This is a genomic window from Synechococcus sp. PROS-9-1, from assembly GCF_014279775.1.
In the GTDB taxonomy this organism is placed as follows: Bacteria; Cyanobacteriota; Cyanobacteriia; order PCC-6307; family Cyanobiaceae; genus Synechococcus_C.
Map to the genome: position 1 here is coordinate 390,366 of NZ_CP047961.1, position 17,612 is coordinate 407,977.

Genomic DNA, 17,612 nt, shown 5'->3' on the forward strand with positions numbered 1-17,612 from the left:
CTGGTGTCTTATGCCCTGGTTTATCAAACAAGAAACCTTCACGGCAGCGATGACATCGTTATCCGCGGAGGATCGTCGTCTGCATTGCCATGCCCATCGCTGTTGGGTTGAAGCTCAGCGGAACGCAGGGATCGCCATGGCCAGTGGCTTTCTTGTTGATGATCAGCACAAGCCTGGTGGGGGAGGCCTGTTGGTTTTTGAGGCCCAAAGCTATGAGTCAGCAGTCGCGTTCATCCGTGCTGATCCAATGATTGCGAGGAATCTGGTGGACTGGACGCTGCATGAATGGAAGCCTGTGCTGGGAAGCCTTCGGGCTTAGTTCAGACCTGGTCAATGCTGCTCACGGTGTTGAGCTGGCGGGTTCAGCGAGGGTGAATGGTCATCAGCTTCTGCACTTCCCCTGCGTGGTAACTGCTGCGGGTGAGCGGAGTGCTGACAACCTGTAGGAAGCCAAGTTCTTGTTCGCCCTTGAGGCGGTAGCTCTCGAACTGCTCCGGAGTGACGAAGCGGTCCACGCTCAGATGTTTTGGGCCTGGCGACAAATATTGGCCGATGGTGACGATGTCAACTCGGTGTTCACGTAGGTCGCGCAGCACCTCGATGACCTCCGTGTCGCTTTCGCCGAGGCCCACCATCAATCCTGATTTGCTGTACGACCGTGGCCAGCCATCGCGAACCCGTTTGAGGAGTTCAAGGGAGCGCTCGTAGACCCCTTGCGGACGCGCTTGGCGATACAGCCGCGGCACCGTTTCAATGTTGTGGTTCAGCACATGAGGTGATGCCTCCATCACCGCTGCGAGTGCGTGCCAGTTGCCACAGAAATCGGGAATGAGCAGCTCAATCGTGGTGAGCGGTGAATGTTGCTTCACCTGCTCGATGCAAGCCACAAACTGAGAGGCGCCTCCGTCCTCAAGGTCGTCGCGGTTCACGGATGTGATCACCACGTGTTTGAGCCCAAGCCTGGAGACCGCCTCCCCGAGCCGTTGGGGTTCGGTTGGGTCAAGCTCTCGGACGCTCTTGTCGAAGTCGATATCGCAGTAGGGGCAGGCGCGGGTGCAGCCTGGCCCCATGATCAGGAACGTCGCGGTCCCTCCGGCAAAGCATTCGCCGATATTCGGGCAGCTTGCCTCCTGGCAAACGGTGTTCAGCTTGAGGTCCAGCAGCAGGTCGGCCACCTCGCCAATGCGCTCGCGCTGGGGGGCTTTGACGCGCAACCAGTCAGGTTTCTGAATGGAAGTCATCTTTTAAAGTCGCTTCATCGGGATGTAGCGCAGCTTGGTAGCGCACTTCGTTCGGGACGAAGGGGCCGCAGGTTCGAATCCTGTCATCCCGACTCTATGAGTTGCGCTCAACTGAGTTCTGCACCTGGATAGCCGCGCGGAGTCACCATTCGGTCCCCGTCCAGTCTGCTGCTGCTGTTGCCGATAACCAGAACAGTCAGCATGTCAACAGTGTCGACGGGCAAGCTATCGAGCCGGCAGAACGACACTTGTTCCTCTTGCCGACCTAACTGTCTTGCCATCACAACAGGTGTGGAGTCAGGGCGTTGAGTGAGCAGGATGTCCTTGGCACGTTGCAGCTGCCAATCACGTCCTTTGGAGCGGGGGTTGTAGAGAGCAACGACGAAATCGCCCTTGGCCGCTCCTTCTAGTCGTCGTTCAATCACCTCCCATGGGGTGAGGCGATCGCTCAGACTCACAGTGCAGAAGTCATGCATCAGCGGTGCACCAGCTTTTGCAGCTGCAAGCTGAAGTGCGGAGATTCCTGGATGCACGTCAAAGCGAGGTCGTTCGTCTTCTGGTAGGTCCAACCAGAGCTCAAGCGCGAGCCCTGCCATCCCATAAATCCCGCTGTCGCCAGATGACACCAACGCCACGCGAATGCCTTGGCGAGCAAGACTCAGAGCTTGCTGGCAGCGGTCCCTTTCCATCGTGAGTTGCCCATCTAGCCGGATCTGATCCGGACGGCGCAGCGGTTCCAGTAAGTCGAGGTAAAGGCCGTATCCCACCCAGGCAGGACATCGCTCTAGGGCACTGCGGGCTTCTGGAGTGAGCAGGGCTAGATCACCTGGACCACTGCCGATGAGATGGAGTTCGCCCTGTTGAGGTGAATGAGCTTCCATGCTCTCGGCAATCGCCACGGTGACAGCGCCCTGTTCATCGTCGTTTGCGTGGGTGATCCGTTTGTGCAGCTTGAGCTGTCCGTTGGCTCCGGCGCTCAGTAATGCAGCGGCTTCTGCCACTGATCCGGTTCCCATTTCTGCCGCTACCACCTTGGATGGGGTTGGCACCCGTACACCATCTAATGCTGTTGCTGTGTGCAAGCGGAAGGGCCAATGGTGAAGCTGTGCGAGGTCTTGGAGCGCCCGTTCATCGCCCTTGCGATCGATGCTGCTGATCCCTGCAACGGCGTCCTCTGCGAGGCCCGCTTCCTCGAGGGCGATGGTTACGGCGCGCTGGACAAGGTTCAAGCTTGTGTCGCGTTCGCAGCCAATTCCAAGCCAAAGCAGTGCTGGGTGCCATGTGCAGGCCCCCGCATGGGCTATGGATGTGCTGATCTCCAGTGTTGGTATTGCAGGTTCGGCCTTGGCATTGCCTGAGCAAGCACTTTCTGTCTCTGCATCAAGGCCTAGAAGCTGGCTGGTTTGAGCCGCCGAACTGCTTTGCCACAGCTTGCTCCCCATCGTTTGGATGAGACGGACCGCCTCTCCCCGCGCCTGGACCTTCATCAGTTGGGTCCAGTTGGTGCTTGTTCCACCGCGTTTCCATCCCCAAGCATGTCCGAACGCATCGGTTGCAAGACGGCCCGAAACAGCACTGTCTCCGCTCAGAACCGCTTCCCCTCCAAGCGCGGCGGCCACCTCCCGGCTCAATTGTTCTGCACCAGCTTGGTGACCGCCAAGCAATGGGATCACTCTTTGCCCCTCTGCATCGAGCACCAGGACTGCAGGGTCGCTTCCTTTGTCGGTCAAGAGTGGAGCAATCAAACGGGTTACGGCACCTGTGGCTCCGATCACCATCAGCACTCCCCCCTCTTGCCAGTGCTGCTGGATCAACACCGCAGCTGAGTTCACCAGAAACGCGCCGTCTGGGGCAGCAATGGCGGCGGCTGCACCGGGAGTGAGCGCCAGTTGATCAGTGAGGCCAGATTGCTGAAGTCTTTGCAATAAAGGCCAGGCCCTTGAGGACAGCCCTAGGGCCAATCGCGGGGGAGCGGTCGGAGGAGAGGAGTCGTTCAGGACAGGAGTTTCGGAGGTCAACGCTGGGTGCCATCGGGGTTCAATAGCTCCCGGGCTGATCCTCCCAGGGTGCTGGTTGGAGAAATTCTTTCTGGTTCGATGCTGATGATCGGCGCCCTTGATGGGGACTGGGGGCCCGGGGCGCCGGGCTTGCTGGGTTCAGGCGAGGCTTCCGAAGCAGTCCCGGCTTTTGAAATGGGTCCCTCCTCTAAATCAACTCCCATCTCTGGCATGGCTGTTTCTGGTAATGCTGTTTCTGGTAATGCTGTTTCTGGCAATGCTTCTTCAGGCAATGAAGTCTTCCTGGTTGCACTTGTTTCCAAGGCTTCGGGCTCAGCGAGCTCTTCTCCCACAGCTTCCCTGCCCAGAGCCTTTTCATCCCCAGCCCCTTCATCACCAGCCTTTGCTGCTAAGGCCTCATCCTTCAAGGCTTGTTCCTTTGGAGCCGCGGTCTTGGCGCCTGGCGCATCAAGGATGTTGTCTTTAGGAATGAACTCTTGGGTTGTGCTCGGAGCTTCAGTCTTGGTTTCACCGAGCAAACGGGCGAGTTCCGTCTCATTAAGGCTGGATCGCAACCAGATCGGTTTTGGGTTCTGCCGCTCAGGGACCGCTCTTAATTGGTTGTTGAACATTGGCTCGAGCGATTCACCGATCCCATTCAGCAACTCCATTTGAACGGTGTTAATCCCCTTTTGGTTGTCGATTCCCTGCAGCCACAGGGCATCCTGCTGGTCCACCACAAAGCTGTCCTCGTTAACGCTGATGCGTAGGCGCCAGCGAGCATCTCCAGCTTTGAGGTTTTGAAGCGGAGCGTTCCACACCAACCAATCGAGCAGCAAAGGACTATCACTCCCAAGTTCAGCCGGACTCACCACTGCCAGCCAAGGGGCATCGCTTTTTGGCTGCGAACCCATCAGGGGCCGAAGCTGATCTAAAGACCAATGCAAGCTGGCACCAGGAGTTTTAACGGCTTCTCCCCAGGGATAGGCCGCATAGGCCGTAAACCTGTGGCTCCCTGGACTCAAGGGGGGGAGCTCAAGGGTTAAGCGGTTTCCATTTCGTTCACTTAGACGGATGGGTGTTTCCCCATCAATTTGAATTGCGACGTGAGCTCCGAGCCCGAGTTCGATGTCGTTCACGACGGGCCAATCCTCGATCTTCAATTCCAGATTGCGTGGGCCGCCTAGGAGCTGGCTCCCATCCAAGGGGCTGATCAGCGAGAGCTGGGGATGATGCTTGGCTAAGGCCTGATGAAGTTGCTGAACCGCACCAGGTGGCTCCACTTCTCGAAGACGGCCTGAAGGGTTTTGGGTAGGGAGATTCGTACCTTGATTAGGAACGGACCCGGAGTTGGCTTGATTGGCCCAAGGCAGCGGCGGAATGGCCAGCACGGGTTGCCCCATGCCAAATAGAAGGATCAGTGCGAAGAGTGCTGCGAACCATCGGATGTTTGCGTGTCGCCGGCCCGATTTATCCATAGAGCGGGGAGGGTGTGCCGCCATTCTGAATGGCACCACTTCTTAGGTCCAGGGCACAGCCTGAGTATGAATTAACAAAAGAAATAAAGTGGGTTGTTGATAGTTTTTTATCTTGATTGGGATGTTCTCGCTGATCCCACCTGCAAACCAGACCCCAGTTACTGACTGGCTCACTGCCGGATTGAACCTTTGTAACTCACGAGTGCTTTAGGCCCTCTCGCGACTCTATGCTCGAACCAGCGGTCCCCTCTTTGGGGCCCAAAGCACCAGTGATGGCCAGGGTTTTCCTGGCTTGAACTGGCGCCCGGCTCAGCCTTCGGGCTATGGCCGGGGCCCCGGTGAACTGTCCGGTTCACCGGAGGGGTGGCCCACCACCTCGATCCCGTCCCTCGAGGAACGACTCGATGACCATCAGCCCACCAGAGCGTGGGAGCACCGCGAAGAGCCAAGTCGAAAAGGTTGACAATCCAGCAACCTTTGAATTGTTCGGTAAACCCGGACATTTCGACCGAGCTCTCGCGAAAGGCCCCAAGACCACAACCTGGGTCTGGAACCTCCACGCCAACGCTCACGATTTCGATAGCCACACGAGTGACCTTGAAGAGGTTTCTCGGAAGATCTTTAGTGCTCACTTCGGCCATTTGGCCGTGATCTTCATCTGGCTTAGCGGCGCCTTCTTCCACGGAGCCCGCTTCTCCAACTTCTCCGGCTGGCTTGCCGATCCAACCCACGTGAAGCCCAGTGCTCAGGTGGTGTGGCCCGTGTTTGGCCAGGAGATTCTCAATGGCGACATGGGTGCCGGATTCCAAGGCATCCAGATCACCTCTGGCCTTTTCCACATGTGGCGGGCCTGGGGCATCACCAATGAGACCCAACTGATGTCTCTTGCCATCGGCGCTCTGGTGATGGCCGGCCTGATGCTTAATGCAGGCGTTTTTCATTATCACAAGGCAGCTCCCAAGCTCGAGTGGTTTCAGAATGTTGAGTCGATGCTCAACCACCACTTGGCTGGACTGTTCGGGCTTGGATCTCTCTCCTGGACCGGACACCTTCTGCATGTGTCTCTGCCCACAACCAAGTTGATGGATGCCATCGACGCCGGCCAGCCGCTGGTGCTCAATGGCAAAACCATTGCTTCTGTGGCGGATATTCCACTGCCCCACGAATTCTTCAATCAGGATTTGATCGCGCAGCTCTATCCAGGATTTGGCGCTGGTATTGGTGCCTTCTTCTCAGGAGACTGGGCTGCATACAGCGACTTCCTGACCTTTAAAGGCGGTCTCAACCCAGTAACAGGAAGCATGTGGATGAGCGACATCGCTCATCACCACCTAGCCATCGCGGTGATGTTCATCGTGGCTGGTCACATGTACCGCACGAACTGGGGTATTGGTCATTCCATCAAGGAAATCCTTGAAGGTCAGAAGGGTGATCCCCTCCTGTTCCCTGCAAGCAAGGGGCATGACGGCCTATTCGAATTCATGACCAACAGCTGGCATGCTCAGCTGGCCGTGAATCTCGCGATGGGGGGTTCGGTGAGCATCATCGTGGCCCAGCACATGTATGCGATGCCTCCGTATCCATATATGGCGATTGACTATCCGACTCAGATCGGACTGTTCACCCACCACATGTGGATCGGTGGCTTCCTAATCGTTGGCGCTGCTGCTCACGCAGCAATCGCCATGATTCGCGATTACGACCCTGCCAAGCATGTGGATAACGTGCTGGATCGTGTGCTCAAAGCTCGCGATGCCATCATCAGCCACCTGAATTGGGTATGCATTTGGCTTGGAGCCCATAGCTTCGGCCTCTATGTCCATAACGACACGATGCGTGCTCTGGGTCGTCCTCAAGACATGTTCAGCGACTCGGCGATTTCGATTCAGCCGGTCTTTGCGCAGTGGATTCAGGGCATCCATGCAGGAGCCGCAGGCAGCACCGCTCCAAACGCACTAGCTGGTGTGAGTGAGGTGTTCAACGGCTCCACAATTGCCGTTGGTGGCAAGGTTGCTGCAGCAGCGATTCCTCTGGGGACCGCTGACTTCATGGTGCACCACATCCACGCATTCACGATTCACGTGACTGTGTTGATCCTTCTCAAAGGTGTGCTCTATGCCCGTAGCTCCCGCCTTGTTCCAGATAAAGCAAACCTGGGCTTCCGCTTCCCTTGTGACGGACCCGGCCGAGGTGGCACCTGTCAGGTGTCTGCTTGGGACCATGTGTTCCTAGGCCTTTTCTGGATGTACAACTCCCTGTCCATCGTGATTTTCCACTTCAGCTGGAAGATGCAAAGCGATGTTTGGGGAACCGTGAATGCTGATGGCAGTGTCCAACACATCACGAATGGCAATTTCGCCAACAGTGCAATCACCATTAATGGCTGGCTGCGTGACTACCTGTGGGCCCAGGCCGCGCAGGTGGTCAACAGCTACGGCTCGAGCACCAGTGCCTATGGCCTGATGTTCCTTGGTGCTCACTTTGTCTGGGCCTTCAGCTTGATGTTCTTGTTCAGTGGCCGCGGCTATTGGCAGGAACTGATTGAGTCCATCGTTTGGGCTCACAACAAGCTGAAGGTGGCACCTGCCATCCAGCCCCGTGCACTGTCCATCACCCAGGGCCGTGCCGTGGGTGTCGCTCATTACCTCTTGGGCGGCATCGCGACCACATGGGCCTTCTTCCACGCCCACATCCTTGTGGTCGGCTGACCTCACTGACCTTTCCCTCTAATGGCAACGAAATTTCCTTCGTTTAGCCAGGGTCTGGCACAGGACCCGACAACCCGCCGCATCTGGTACGGGATCGCCACGGCTCACGACTTCGAGAGCCATGACGGAATGACGGAGGAGAAGCTTTACCAAAAGCTCTTCTCCACCCATTTCGGGCATCTCGCGATCATCGGCCTTTGGGTTTCGGGAAACCTGTTCCATATCGCCTGGCAGGGCAACTTCGAGCAGTGGGTCTCCGACCCACTGAACGTGCGCCCAATCGCTCATGCAATTTGGGATCCCCACTTTGGTCAAGGCGCTATTGATGCCTTCACTCAAGCGGGTGCATCCTCCCCAGTGAATATTGCCTACTCAGGCCTTTATCACTGGTTTTACACCATCGGCATGACCACGAATGCCGAGCTGTATCAGGGTTCCATCTTCATGATGATCCTGTCGGCTTGGGCTCTGTTCGCTGGTTGGCTGCATTTGCAGCCCAAGTTCCGTCCTTCCCTTGCTTGGTTCAAAAACGCGGAATCCCGCCTGAACCATCACCTTGCAGTCCTGTTTGGATTCAGCTCAATCGCTTGGACCGGTCACCTGGTTCACGTGGCGATTCCTGAGTCCCGTGGTCAGCACGTTGGTTGGGACAACTTCCTTAGCGTGATGCCTCACCCAGCTGGTCTGGGTCCATTCTTCACCGGTAATTGGGGCGTGTATGCCCAAAATCCTGACACCACAGGTCAGATTTTTGGTTCCGCTGAAGGATCAGGCACTGCGATCCTGACATTCCTCGGTGGCTTCCACCCTCAGACCGAAGCCCTCTGGCTTACAGACATCGCCCACCATCATTTGGCCATTGGCGTGATCTTCGTGATCGCCGGCCACATGTATCGGACGAACTTCGGTATCGGTCACTCGATCCGCGAGATCCTTGAAGCGCACAACCCACCAACCGGGACACCCGGAAACCTGGGCGCTGGCCACAAAGGTCTCTACGACACCATCAACAACAGCCTGCACTTCCAGCTTGGTCTTGCTCTAGCCTCTTTGGGCGTGATCACCAGCCTGGTGGCACAGCACATGTATGCAATGCCGTCGTATGCCTTCATCGCGAAGGACTACACAACTCAGGCTGCGCTCTACACCCACCACCAGTACATCGCCATCGCCTTGATGTGTGGTGCCTTTGCTCACGGTGCGATCTTCTTTATTCGCGACTACGACCCCGAAGCCAACAAGGACAACGTCCTGGCTCGGATGCTCGAGCACAAAGAAGCCATCATCAGTCACCTGAGCTGGGTCTCCCTTTTCCTGGGCTTCCACACCCTCGGCCTCTACGTCCATAACGACGTGGTTGTGGCCTTTGGAACCCCTGAGAAGCAGATCTTGGTTGAGCCTGTCTTTGCACAGTTCGTCCAGGCTGCTTCCGGTAAAGCGATTTACGGCTTCGATGTTCTCCTAGCGAACGCTGGTGGTGCTGCTGCCAATGCCAACGCTGCCTACATGGGCGGTTGGATGGATGCCATCAACGGTGTTCGTGGAAGCAATGACTTGTTCCTGCCGATTGGCCCTGGTGACTTCCTTGTTCACCACGCCATCGCTCTAGGTCTCCACACCACCACCCTGATCCTTGTGAAGGGTGCTCTGGATGCACGTGGATCCAAGTTGATGCCTGACAAGAAGGACTTCGGTTACTCCTTCCCCTGCGACGGCCCTGGCCGTGGCGGTACCTGTGACATCTCTGCCTGGGACGCTTTCTATCTAGCTGTCTTCTGGGCTCTGAACACAGTGGGTTGGGTCACCTTCTACTGGCATTGGAAGCACCTTGCGATTTGGCAGGGCAATGTGGCTCAGTTCAACGAGTCCAGCACCTATCTCATGGGCTGGTTCCGCGACTACCTCTGGCTGAACAGTTCACAGCTGATCAATGGCTACAACCCATTTGGCAGCAACAACCTGGCTGTTTGGTCTTGGATGTTCTTGTTCGGTCACCTGGTTTGGGCGACAGGATTCATGTTCCTGATCTCCTGGCGCGGTTACTGGCAGGAGCTCATTGAGACCATCGTTTGGGCTCATGAGCGCAGTCCTATCGCCAACATGATGGGCTGGCGTGATAAGCCGGTGGCTCTCTCCATCGTTCAGGCACGTGTTGTTGGTCTTGCTCACTTCACGGTTGGTTACGTGCTCACGTACGGAGCCTTCCTGATTGCATCCACATCGGGCAAATTTGGCTGATTCAGTCCAAACCTCTGCCTGATTAACGAGCCGTTTCTCAGTGATTTACCCGTCCGGTCATCCGGGCGGGTTTTTTATGTGAATCGATCATCCTGCTGCCAGAACATCAGAAAAACCATCAAGCCCAACAACAGTCTTGGCTTTGTGCATTGTTTCCTACTGATCTCTGCTGCTGTTGGGGCGTTTTTGTTTAATTGCCGCCGCTAAAGGCGATGTCCAGCGTGCGCAGATAGGTGTGTAGACCGGCATCTTGGATCGGCAGCACGTAGGCATCAGCTCCCGACTCGTTGTGGTGAGAATGCCAATAGCCAGGTGGTGTCACGAAGGCCGCTCCCGGGGCCCAATCTTCGCGATGCCCATTAACAATCATCCCGTTGGCATCGAGCTTTGTGCCGATCATGGTGTAGCAGCCGGGTTGGCAATCAACAGCGAAATCAAGCGCGATCGATTGGTGGCGGTGGGGGCGCTGGATCTGGCCAGCAGGCAAGATCCCGAGCATGGCCCAGAGCGTATGGGTGATCGTGCGCGTTTGTGGGAACTTGCTGTTGCCCAACAAAACGCTGACTCGGTTGGCGCGAGCACCGTTGGGGCTGTTCGCAATCGCTTCTAGATGTCGTTTGCTGTCTCGATGGCTGTAGAAGCTTGGCTCAAAGCGAGCTTGAGCTGGCTCGACTCCGAGGTAACGGAGGAGCGGTGCATCATGCACCCAATACAGACCTGCTTTTTTGTTGGTGGTGTGAATCGCGTCGCCACCGGCAGGCAGCACCAATATGTCTCCTTTCGACCACTGGAACGTTTGCCCACAGGCTTGCGTCTCTCCTTCTCCATTCGTGATGAAAAACAGCTGACTTGTCGCAACAGCACTGGTGCGTTGCTCGCCACGGTCGAGGCGCACAAAATTGGCGCAAAGGGAGGGACCGGTGGCTGGGCCAGAGCAGCCCATCTGTTCACTCAGATCTAAAGGAAGAACATCAGATCCGGTTTGATCGAAAAAATCTGGCGAAAACGAGCAATAGGGAACTGATGCAATCAGGCCATTTTGTTGAGGGTTTGCAGCGGCGCGGTAATCAAAAAAACGGACTTGCTCTGATGAGGCCTGATGCAATGTGGGAGATATCAAGGAGCCGGCCTCAACGAGACGCATACCCTATCGATCAATGAAGTTTGGATTGTATGGGTTTTGTCTTTCTTGGAAGCCTGCCTTAAGCCGGCTGCACAACAGCACTGCATGGAATTAGAGGTTGGCTCAGGCGAAGGGTGAAACCAGCTCGAGGCGTTTTCTATCCCAAAGGATGAGAGAGAAGCAATCGCCAACCTGAGACAAATAAAGCCTGTGAACGTTATCTACTAGGTGAATATTTGTTTCATGACATTCTTTTAGTCGATAGTTTGGAATGCGTTCGGAAAGATGATGAATATGGTGATAAGCGATATCGGCTGTAAACCAATTCAAGACTGCGGGCATTTGAAGGAAGGAGGATCCAGATAAAGCACCTCGGAAATAACTCCAATTGTCTTCATTGCTTGTATAGGATTCAGGGAAATTATGTTGGATGAAAAAGACGGCAATCATCACAGCTGCACTGCAGCTCATCACCAAGGCATAAAGAATCCAGAAGTGTGCGTAGCCAATAGAGCTCCCAACCCACCACCATAAAATTCCTACGGCTACTGTATTGGCGATCATGTCTATACATTCTCCACTGGTGTAAAAGAAGCTAGATTTGTAATTCAAGCAAACTTTTTTGGGTGATATCCAGGAACCGGTCTTCACCATCTTTATGGCACTTTTTATGGAATGACCAATGAATTCAAAGAAGCTTAAAAGTAAGGCAAGTCTTGGCTTGATGATCAGATAAAAGAATCCACCCGGGAACAGCAGCAATGGATGGCGCAAGATGCGATAGAGCCATTGCGAACGTGGAGATCGCGCTTCGTATTGCTCGCGTGTGATCAGAGCGGATGGTCCGCGATAGCGGTCCCAATTTCCATTGTGTTTGTGATGGAAGGCGTGTCCTCGTGACCAGGGATGTTGTGGCATGCCGTGAATCAAACTCAACCCGAAGGCAGCAATTCGATTCGAGCGCTTGGAACTGAACAGACTTTGATGTCCGCAGTCATGCATCAGGGAGAAGCTGCGACTGAGCAGCAACACCATCAACACCAAGAGCAAGGGTGTCAACACGATGGCTGTGACGTTGAACGATGTTGTCACTGCAGACATCGCAATTGCCACCGCGATGATCGGAATCACGGTGTTCAGGATCTGCCAGCTGGCGATACGGTCATCACTGGCCATAAAGGGAGCGAGTTTGAAGTCGATCCGTTTGGGGTAATTGTCAGCCGCCATGTCTTGGCCAATCGTCTTAGCGGTCGTTGTCATGCAGCTTCCACGTGGGGTGCCGCGATGGGCTTGGTGTGTGAACCTATCTCTTTTTTGCTTCAACCGGTTTTTCAATTGCCTGGTAAGCGCTGAATTTGAGCCCTCTCCCTCCAGCCTTTGAGGCTTAAATAAACGGCTGGAACAACAAATAAAGAGAGCAGTGTGGAGACCAGTAAGCCGCTAAAGACAACGGTGCCAATGCTGATGCGACTTGCTGAGCCTGTCCCACTGGCCAGCAGCAAGGGCAGAAATCCAGCCAATGAGGTAATCGCTGTCAAAACAATTGGACGCATGCGCTCTTCCGCGGCGTCGGTGATGGCCTCTCGAAGAGGAAGGCCTGCACGGAGCCTCTGATTGGCAAATTCCACAATCAGAATTCCATTCTTTGCTGCCAAGCTCACGAGCACGAGAAGGCCCATCTGGCCGTAAACGTCTAGCGGTAGCCCACGCAGTTTGATTCCGATCAGCGCACCGAGCAGTGCCAGAGGCACTGTCAGCAAAATCACAAGGGGGTCGAGAAAGCTCTCATACAGACCAGCGAGTAACAAAAAGACCACCACCACGCTCAAACCAAAGAAGGCCCAAGTGACACCTTCCGCCAACCGTTCTTCCTCCGCCAGGCCAGTAAAGGTAAGCCCGATGTTGCCCCCTCCAATTTGTTCGCCTGCTGCCTCGAGGATGTTGATGGCTTGCCCACTACTCGTTCCTTGACTTGGCACGGCACTGATACGGATGGATCGGTTGAGGGCGTAGTGATCAATTGATCCTGTGCCTTCAACTTGTTCAAGTCGCGCCACGCTTTCAGCGCTGACGAGCTCCCCATCACGGTTCCGGAGCATGAGGGATTGGATGTCCTCTGGGCGATTGCGGTCGCTTCCCTCCATTTGAATCCAGATACTGCGAATCTCTCCGTCGGCGTAGGTGTCATCGAGATAGCGTCCGCCGATGGACATGCCAATCGCATTCAGAGTTTCTCTGTAGGGGAGATTCAGGGCAGCCATTTGGTCGCGGTCTAAAACGAGGCGCCATCTCGGGGCGCTGGAGTCGAAACGGGTGCTGACCCGTTCAAATTTGCCCGTTTCCTTTGCGCTTGCAATAAAGGCATTGGCGACCTGTTCGAATTGGACCAGGTTCAGTTGCCCACCACTGCGGTCTAGAAGCTCAATATTCAAGGCTGAATCACCGCTAAACCCACGCACGGTTGGCGGTGTAATCAGCACAACTCTGGCATCGCTAATCGAACGATTCAATGCTTTTTGCAGGCGACGCTTGATGGCTTGATCGCTCTGCTCTGCACCGCCCCTCTCCTTTGAAGGCTTCAATCTCAGGTAAAAAGAACCCTTGTCTTCCCCGCTTTGCCCGAACGAACTCCCTGCATAGAAGTTCCCTGACCGGATCAGTGGCTCTTGCTCAACAACAGCGCGAATGGCATCCATGCTTGCCATGCTTCGTTCCAGGCTGGCGCCTTCCGACAAGGAGAAATAACCCCGAATTTGGCCCTGGTCTTCATTGGGGATAAAGGCTGTCGGCGTGGTGCTAAGGACGACTCCCGTGAGCATCAAGCTGATGATTAAAACGATGCCCACCCAATTGGGTCGATTCAAGAGCTTGCGCAGCGTTCGTGAGTAATGCGCCTCAGTGCGCTGCATGGCCTTGCGGAGACGATCGCTGAGTCGTTTGATCACTCCAGGTAGGCGGCCATTACCTGGAGTGAGGACCCTTGCTGATGCCATTGGAGTGAACGTCAGGGCGTTCAGAGTGGAAAAAACAATGGCAGCCGTAATCGTCAATGCAATGGGTTCATAGAGGCGACCAATGGACCCTGGAATGAGCAGAACAGGAACGAACACCGCCACAAGAACCAAGGATGTGGCCACGATTGCTCCGGCCAATTCCTGCATCGCTGTTTCAGCTGCTTTTAGGGGTGGGTCTCCTTTCTCAATGCGATCGGCAATTTCCTCGCTCACAACGATGGCATCGTCCACAACAATGCCTGTTGCAAGAATCAGCCCGAACAGAATCAAACTGTTGATATCTGAACCGCTGAGCCGGATCACCAACAAGCTGCCCACTAACGAAATGGGTACGGCGATCCCCGGCACCATGGCTAATCGCCATCGCCCCAGGAAAAGCACCAAAACAACTAAAACCAGCAGGACTGCATCGCGGAGAGTCGCAACGGTGCGATCGAGATTGTCCTGGATGGTGTCGGCCGAATCCACGATGGTTTGCATCGTGATTCCGGGCGGAAATCCAGATTCGAATTTCGCGAGATTGCGGCGAATGCTTCGACTGAGAGCAAGGGCGTTCACTCCATCTCTTTGAAAGATCCCTACAGCAACGGAACGTTCTCCCTGAAGATTGATCGCAGCCCTTCCATAACTGCGCTGTCCAAGGCTGACGCGGCCGACATCTCTGAGTCGAATCAGTCCCCCATTGGCCAATCGTTTGATCACCAGGTTTTCAATTTCGTCCTGGCTGCGCAAGCGACCGTCGGCTTCGACAGGAAGGCTGAGCAGTTGTCCTGATGGAGCCGGTGCGCTGCCTAGAGAGCCGATTGCCGCCAGAACGTTTTGCTCAACCAGCGCTGTGCTCACATCCGTAATTGTGAGATTGGCTTGCTCTAATTTTTGAGGATCCATCCACAGGCGGTAGGCCAACTCGCTGCTTCCGAATACACGAATATCTCCAACGCCGGCAATGGATCTGAGCGATTCTCTGAGCGATTGTTCAAGCCACCCTGGGAGAAAGGTGGGAACGTAGAGATCCTGTGGATGGCTAAAGCCCAGGATCATCAGTAAATCGCCAGAGGAGCGATTCACGCTGAGCCCCTGGCGAGTAACGGCTTGCGGTAATCGGCGCAGCGCCAAATTGACTTCGTTTTGGACCTTGATCGCGTTCAGTTGAGGGCTGCCTTTTTTAAAGCGGAGGCTGATTCTTGATTGCCCTTCACTGCTTGTGGATTGAATGCTGTCGAGATCGCTGAGCCCGTTGAGTTGTTGCTCCAGCACAGTTGTGACGCTCTGCTCCACCACATCAGGAGATGCAGCAGGAAAACGTGCTGTCACGTTGACCTGGGTTGGGGCCAACTGGGGTAGATCTTCCAGGCCCAAGCCAGAGAGCGATACAAGTCCTGCCAGCAGGACGAGCAAGCTGCAGACAATGGTGAGGACAGGCCGCCGCAGAAAGGGTTGGGAGATGGACCGCAAAGCGGCACCTGCTGCAAAAGCGATTTGATCCTGGCAGTTGAAAGCCCCTGTTGAGCGACTTTTTGCTCAACAGGGGCTTTGTGTTGGTCTGTCTAAGTGAGGGACCTCGTGGCTCAGCTCACGCTCCAGACACCGGCAGCTATTTTGACAAGCTCCTGAACGTGCAGGGTGTCGCAGAGCAACCAGGCAAAGACTGCACCTCCACAGCCACCCAACCAGAAGCCACTGGTGAACTCAGACCAACCGTTGCGGGTGAAAAGATCTGCAGGGGGATTGTCGACAGTGACGTCGGCAGGGGGGATATGAGGCTGATTCCCTGGCTGGTTATAGAGAAGGAAGAGGAGAGTCAGGAGGTGAACGGCACCGATGGCTGCTAGCAGTCCAGCAGTTGCGGAGTAATCGGTATTACGTAGTGGACCACAGATGGTGAAGGGCCCATAAAGCAGATATCCAAAGGCTGCGCCTGTTTCTATGCCCCTGAAATTTGGGGATATTCCTTGGCGATAAAAAGGAAGATTGTTAATCAGCCACTTGATGAAGTAGCCGCTATTTACTGGTGTAGCGAGATTGCCGACGCATGGATCGGCAGCAGGAGTGACAGTCATTGGGGTTTGATGGCTGAGATCGAATTGCTGGTGTCTGGATTGGGATCAGTCGGCGGCGGTAATCGCCCGTCCAACAAGAATGATGAAAACGGCAGGGAAAACGATCCCGATCATTGGCACAAACAACACCGGCAGCCAGGCTGCTGCAAAATCTCCAGTCATGATCAAGCCCAGGGTTGTTCTCAGGATTTTAGAGTCTTCATGTTGGGCATTCCCCCTCCAGGGTTTCCTGGCGAAATAAAAGTTCAATCCAACCCTTTGTCGGGTTGTCCCTAAGCATCTGATCTGATGACTCAGCTTTTCGCTGGTGTTGCAACCATTGTTCTGGCCATCATTCTCTATGGCCTGGGGCGAAGACCCAAGAAACCATTCCTGCGCAGTACGGATGTCTCGGAGGTTGTAGCCCTCAATCGTGCCCAGGTGGAGCTGGTACAGGTAGCGGCGCTTGAAGGGGCCGCTGAGCACGATCCCGTGATTGCCTGGCAGCTTCCCTCATCCTCTGCTGAAAGGCTTGCGTTGCAGCAGTCCCTGCGGCGATCGATGGACGCTGGGCCAGACCTACGCCTTCAGGCGATAAAGCTGGCTGGGCAGTGGGGTCACCAGTCGGTTCTTCCACTCTTGTGTCGAGGCTTGCATGATTCAGACAGTCGTGTCGTCGAGGCTGCCGCCGCAGCGATTGAACGGCACCGTGGTGGCCATCAGCCGGCTTCAGCTCAACCCGTACGGCCTCCGCGCAACGTGGCGCGGATGCGGTAGATCGGCCGCCCTTGGCTTTCGTGATAGGTGCGAATGAGCAGTTCTGCCAACAGTCCAAAGCAGAACAATTGAATCCCTGCTAACCCCAAAACCACCGCCAGGGTGAGCAGGGGCCGGTTGCCAATATCTACTCCTTGGAGCTTGATCAGCAGCAGGTAACTACTGGAAATCACGCTCAAGGCGATTGCAATCAGTCCCGCGAAGCCGAACACATACATCGGACGCGTGAGGAATCGCTTCATGAACCACACGGTGAGCAGGTCCATGAGCACGCGGAATGTGCGATCAATTCCGTACTTGCTGCTGCCGTACTGCCTTGCCCGGTGATTCACTTTCACTTCAGTGATCCGTGCGCCTTCGATGAAAGCCAATGCGGGCAGGAAGCGGTGAAGCTCTCCATACAGGCGCATGTCAGAGAGAACGGCCCGGTCGTAGGCCTTTAGGGAGCAGCCATAGTCATGGAGTTTCACGCCTGTGACCCTGCCGATCAGTCGGTTTGCGATTCGCGAGGGCAACTTTCGCTGCAGTTCTGCATCCTGTCGTTGATGCCGCCAACCGCTCACGAGGTCATAACCCTCACGCAGCTTCGCCAGGAGCAAGGGGATGTCTGCTGGATCATTTTGTAGATCCCCATCCAGGCTCACGATGACCCGACCACGGGCCACATCAAAACCCGCTGCCATCGCAGCGGTTTGACCGTAGTTTTTGCGCAGAAGCACGCCAACGAGCTCTGGGACCTTTTGGCTGACCTGCTCGAGCACTGCTGCGGTCTGATCAGACGATCCATCATTGACGAGAACCAGCTCGAAGCGCTCCCCGGTGGGCCGCAGTGATGCGAGAAGTTGCTCCACCAGTTCGGGCAGGCTCTCTTCTTCGTTGTAGAGCGGCACCACTACGGATACGTCGAGACTGCTCTCCTCGTTTGCGGGCGCATTCGAGAGTGCTGCTGGGCTCAGAGACATCCAGATCTGTAGCGATGCGAGCAACTTAATCCGGC

At 55.5% G+C, this 17,612-nt stretch carries 13 protein-coding genes and 1 tRNA gene; 5 read left to right on the plus strand and 9 right to left on the minus strand.

What is annotated here, in order from left to right; all coding sequences use genetic code 11:
• Window positions 1–10: 10 nt before the first annotated feature.
• Window positions 11–319 (plus strand): YciI family protein, encoded by a 309-nt coding sequence (locus tag SynPROS91_RS01890; RefSeq protein ID WP_186517958.1) that lies wholly within the window; start codon window positions 11–13, stop codon window positions 317–319.
• A gap of 43 nt (window positions 320–362) precedes the next feature.
• On the opposite strand, the gene lipA is transcribed toward SynPROS91_RS01890, so the two are convergent.
• Window positions 363–1,232 (minus strand): lipoyl synthase, encoded by an 870-nt coding sequence (lipA, locus tag SynPROS91_RS01895; protein WP_186519309.1) that lies wholly within the window; start codon window positions 1,230–1,232, stop codon window positions 363–365.
• A gap of 27 nt (window positions 1,233–1,259) precedes the next feature.
• On the opposite strand from lipA, the gene SynPROS91_RS01900 reads away from it, so the two are divergent.
• Window positions 1,260–1,333: transfer RNA gene (locus tag SynPROS91_RS01900), tRNA-Pro, on the plus strand.
• 15 nt (window positions 1,334–1,348) lie between these two features.
• On the opposite strand, the gene cobJ is transcribed toward SynPROS91_RS01900, so the two are convergent.
• Entirely contained in the window at window positions 1,349–3,259 is a 1,911-nt protein-coding gene (gene cobJ / locus SynPROS91_RS01905; RefSeq protein ID WP_186517960.1) for a precorrin-3B C(17)-methyltransferase, read from the minus strand.
• Window positions 3,256–4,716 carry a hypothetical protein gene (locus SynPROS91_RS01910; protein WP_186517962.1) on the minus strand — a complete coding sequence of 487 codons (1,461 nt, stop codon included), beginning with the start codon at window positions 4,714–4,716 and terminating at the stop codon, window positions 3,256–3,258. Before SynPROS91_RS01910 ends, cobJ begins: the two co-directional genes overlap by 4 nt.
• Before the next feature lie 404 nt (window positions 4,717–5,120).
• Here SynPROS91_RS01910 and psaA point away from each other — a divergent pair, with 404 nt between their 5' ends.
• Complete coding sequence (gene psaA, locus SynPROS91_RS01915; RefSeq protein ID WP_186517964.1) at window positions 5,121–7,424, plus strand: photosystem I core protein PsaA; 2,304 nt, start codon at window positions 5,121–5,123, stop codon at window positions 7,422–7,424.
• Between the two features lie 21 nt (window positions 7,425–7,445).
• Window positions 7,446–9,662, plus strand: coding sequence for a photosystem I core protein PsaB (psaB, locus tag SynPROS91_RS01920; RefSeq protein WP_186517966.1), 2,217 nt, complete (start codon window positions 7,446–7,448; stop codon window positions 9,660–9,662).
• 190 nt (window positions 9,663–9,852) lie between these two features.
• Here psaB and SynPROS91_RS01925 read toward each other — a convergent pair whose 3' ends face one another.
• From SynPROS91_RS01925 to SynPROS91_RS01945, 5 genes are all read right to left on the minus strand, one after another.
• Complete coding sequence (locus tag SynPROS91_RS01925) at window positions 9,853–10,806, minus strand: cupin (protein ID WP_186517968.1); 954 nt, start codon at window positions 10,804–10,806, stop codon at window positions 9,853–9,855.
• 102 nt (window positions 10,807–10,908) lie between these two features.
• The gene (locus SynPROS91_RS01930; protein WP_255439863.1) at window positions 10,909–12,012 is read right to left on the minus strand and encodes a fatty acid desaturase; all 1,104 of its coding nucleotides are present in this window, start codon (window positions 12,010–12,012) and stop codon (window positions 10,909–10,911) included.
• A gap of 104 nt (window positions 12,013–12,116) precedes the next feature.
• Window positions 12,117–15,254, minus strand: coding sequence for an efflux RND transporter permease subunit (locus SynPROS91_RS01935; protein ID WP_186517970.1), 3,138 nt, complete (start codon window positions 15,252–15,254; stop codon window positions 12,117–12,119).
• Between the two features lie 113 nt (window positions 15,255–15,367).
• The gene (locus tag SynPROS91_RS01940) at window positions 15,368–15,859 is read right to left on the minus strand and encodes a photosystem I reaction center protein subunit XI (RefSeq protein ID WP_186517972.1); all 492 of its coding nucleotides are present in this window, start codon (window positions 15,857–15,859) and stop codon (window positions 15,368–15,370) included.
• A gap of 45 nt (window positions 15,860–15,904) precedes the next feature.
• On the minus strand, window positions 15,905–16,021 hold the full coding sequence (locus SynPROS91_RS01945; protein WP_011618369.1) for a photosystem I reaction center subunit VIII: 117 nt from the start codon (window positions 16,019–16,021) through the stop codon (window positions 15,905–15,907).
• A gap of 126 nt (window positions 16,022–16,147) precedes the next feature.
• Here SynPROS91_RS01945 and SynPROS91_RS01950 point away from each other — a divergent pair, with 126 nt between their 5' ends.
• Window positions 16,148–16,615, plus strand: coding sequence for a HEAT repeat domain-containing protein (locus SynPROS91_RS01950; protein WP_186517974.1), 468 nt, complete (start codon window positions 16,148–16,150; stop codon window positions 16,613–16,615).
• Here SynPROS91_RS01950 and SynPROS91_RS01955 read toward each other — a convergent pair.
• Entirely contained in the window at window positions 16,573–17,577 is a 1,005-nt protein-coding gene (locus tag SynPROS91_RS01955; RefSeq protein ID WP_186519312.1) for a glycosyltransferase family 2 protein, read from the minus strand. The two genes, SynPROS91_RS01950 and SynPROS91_RS01955, sit on opposite strands and share 43 nt — an antisense overlap.
• Between the last annotated feature and the right edge of the window lie 35 nt (window positions 17,578–17,612).

What these genes read in the sequence shown, in the direction of transcription:
- SynPROS91_RS01890 (WP_186517958.1), top strand. Translation starts at nt 11, where the DNA reads ATGCCCTGGTTTATCAAACAAGAAACCTTCACGGCAGCGATGACATCG.
- SynPROS91_RS01910 (WP_186517962.1), bottom strand. Translation starts at nt 4,716, where the DNA reads ATGGATAAATCGGGCCGGCGACACGCAAACATCCGATGGTTCGCAGCA.
- psaA (WP_186517964.1), top strand. Translation starts at nt 5,121, where the DNA reads ATGACCATCAGCCCACCAGAGCGTGGGAGCACCGCGAAGAGCCAAGTC.
- psaB (WP_186517966.1), top strand. Translation starts at nt 7,446, where the DNA reads ATGGCAACGAAATTTCCTTCGTTTAGCCAGGGTCTGGCACAGGACCCG.
- SynPROS91_RS01925 (WP_186517968.1), bottom strand. Translation starts at nt 10,806, where the DNA reads ATGCGTCTCGTTGAGGCCGGCTCCTTGATATCTCCCACATTGCATCAG.
- SynPROS91_RS01930 (WP_255439863.1), bottom strand. Translation starts at nt 12,012, where the DNA reads ATGGCGGCTGACAATTACCCCAAACGGATCGACTTCAAACTCGCTCCC.
- SynPROS91_RS01940 (WP_186517972.1), bottom strand. Translation starts at nt 15,859, where the DNA reads ATGACTGTCACTCCTGCTGCCGATCCATGCGTCGGCAATCTCGCTACA.
- SynPROS91_RS01945 (WP_011618369.1), bottom strand. Translation starts at nt 16,021, where the DNA reads ATGACTGGAGATTTTGCAGCAGCCTGGCTGCCGGTGTTGTTTGTGCCA.
- SynPROS91_RS01950 (WP_186517974.1), top strand. Translation starts at nt 16,148, where the DNA reads ATGACTCAGCTTTTCGCTGGTGTTGCAACCATTGTTCTGGCCATCATT.
- SynPROS91_RS01955 (WP_186519312.1), bottom strand. Translation starts at nt 17,577, where the DNA reads ATGTCTCTGAGCCCAGCAGCACTCTCGAATGCGCCCGCAAACGAGGAG.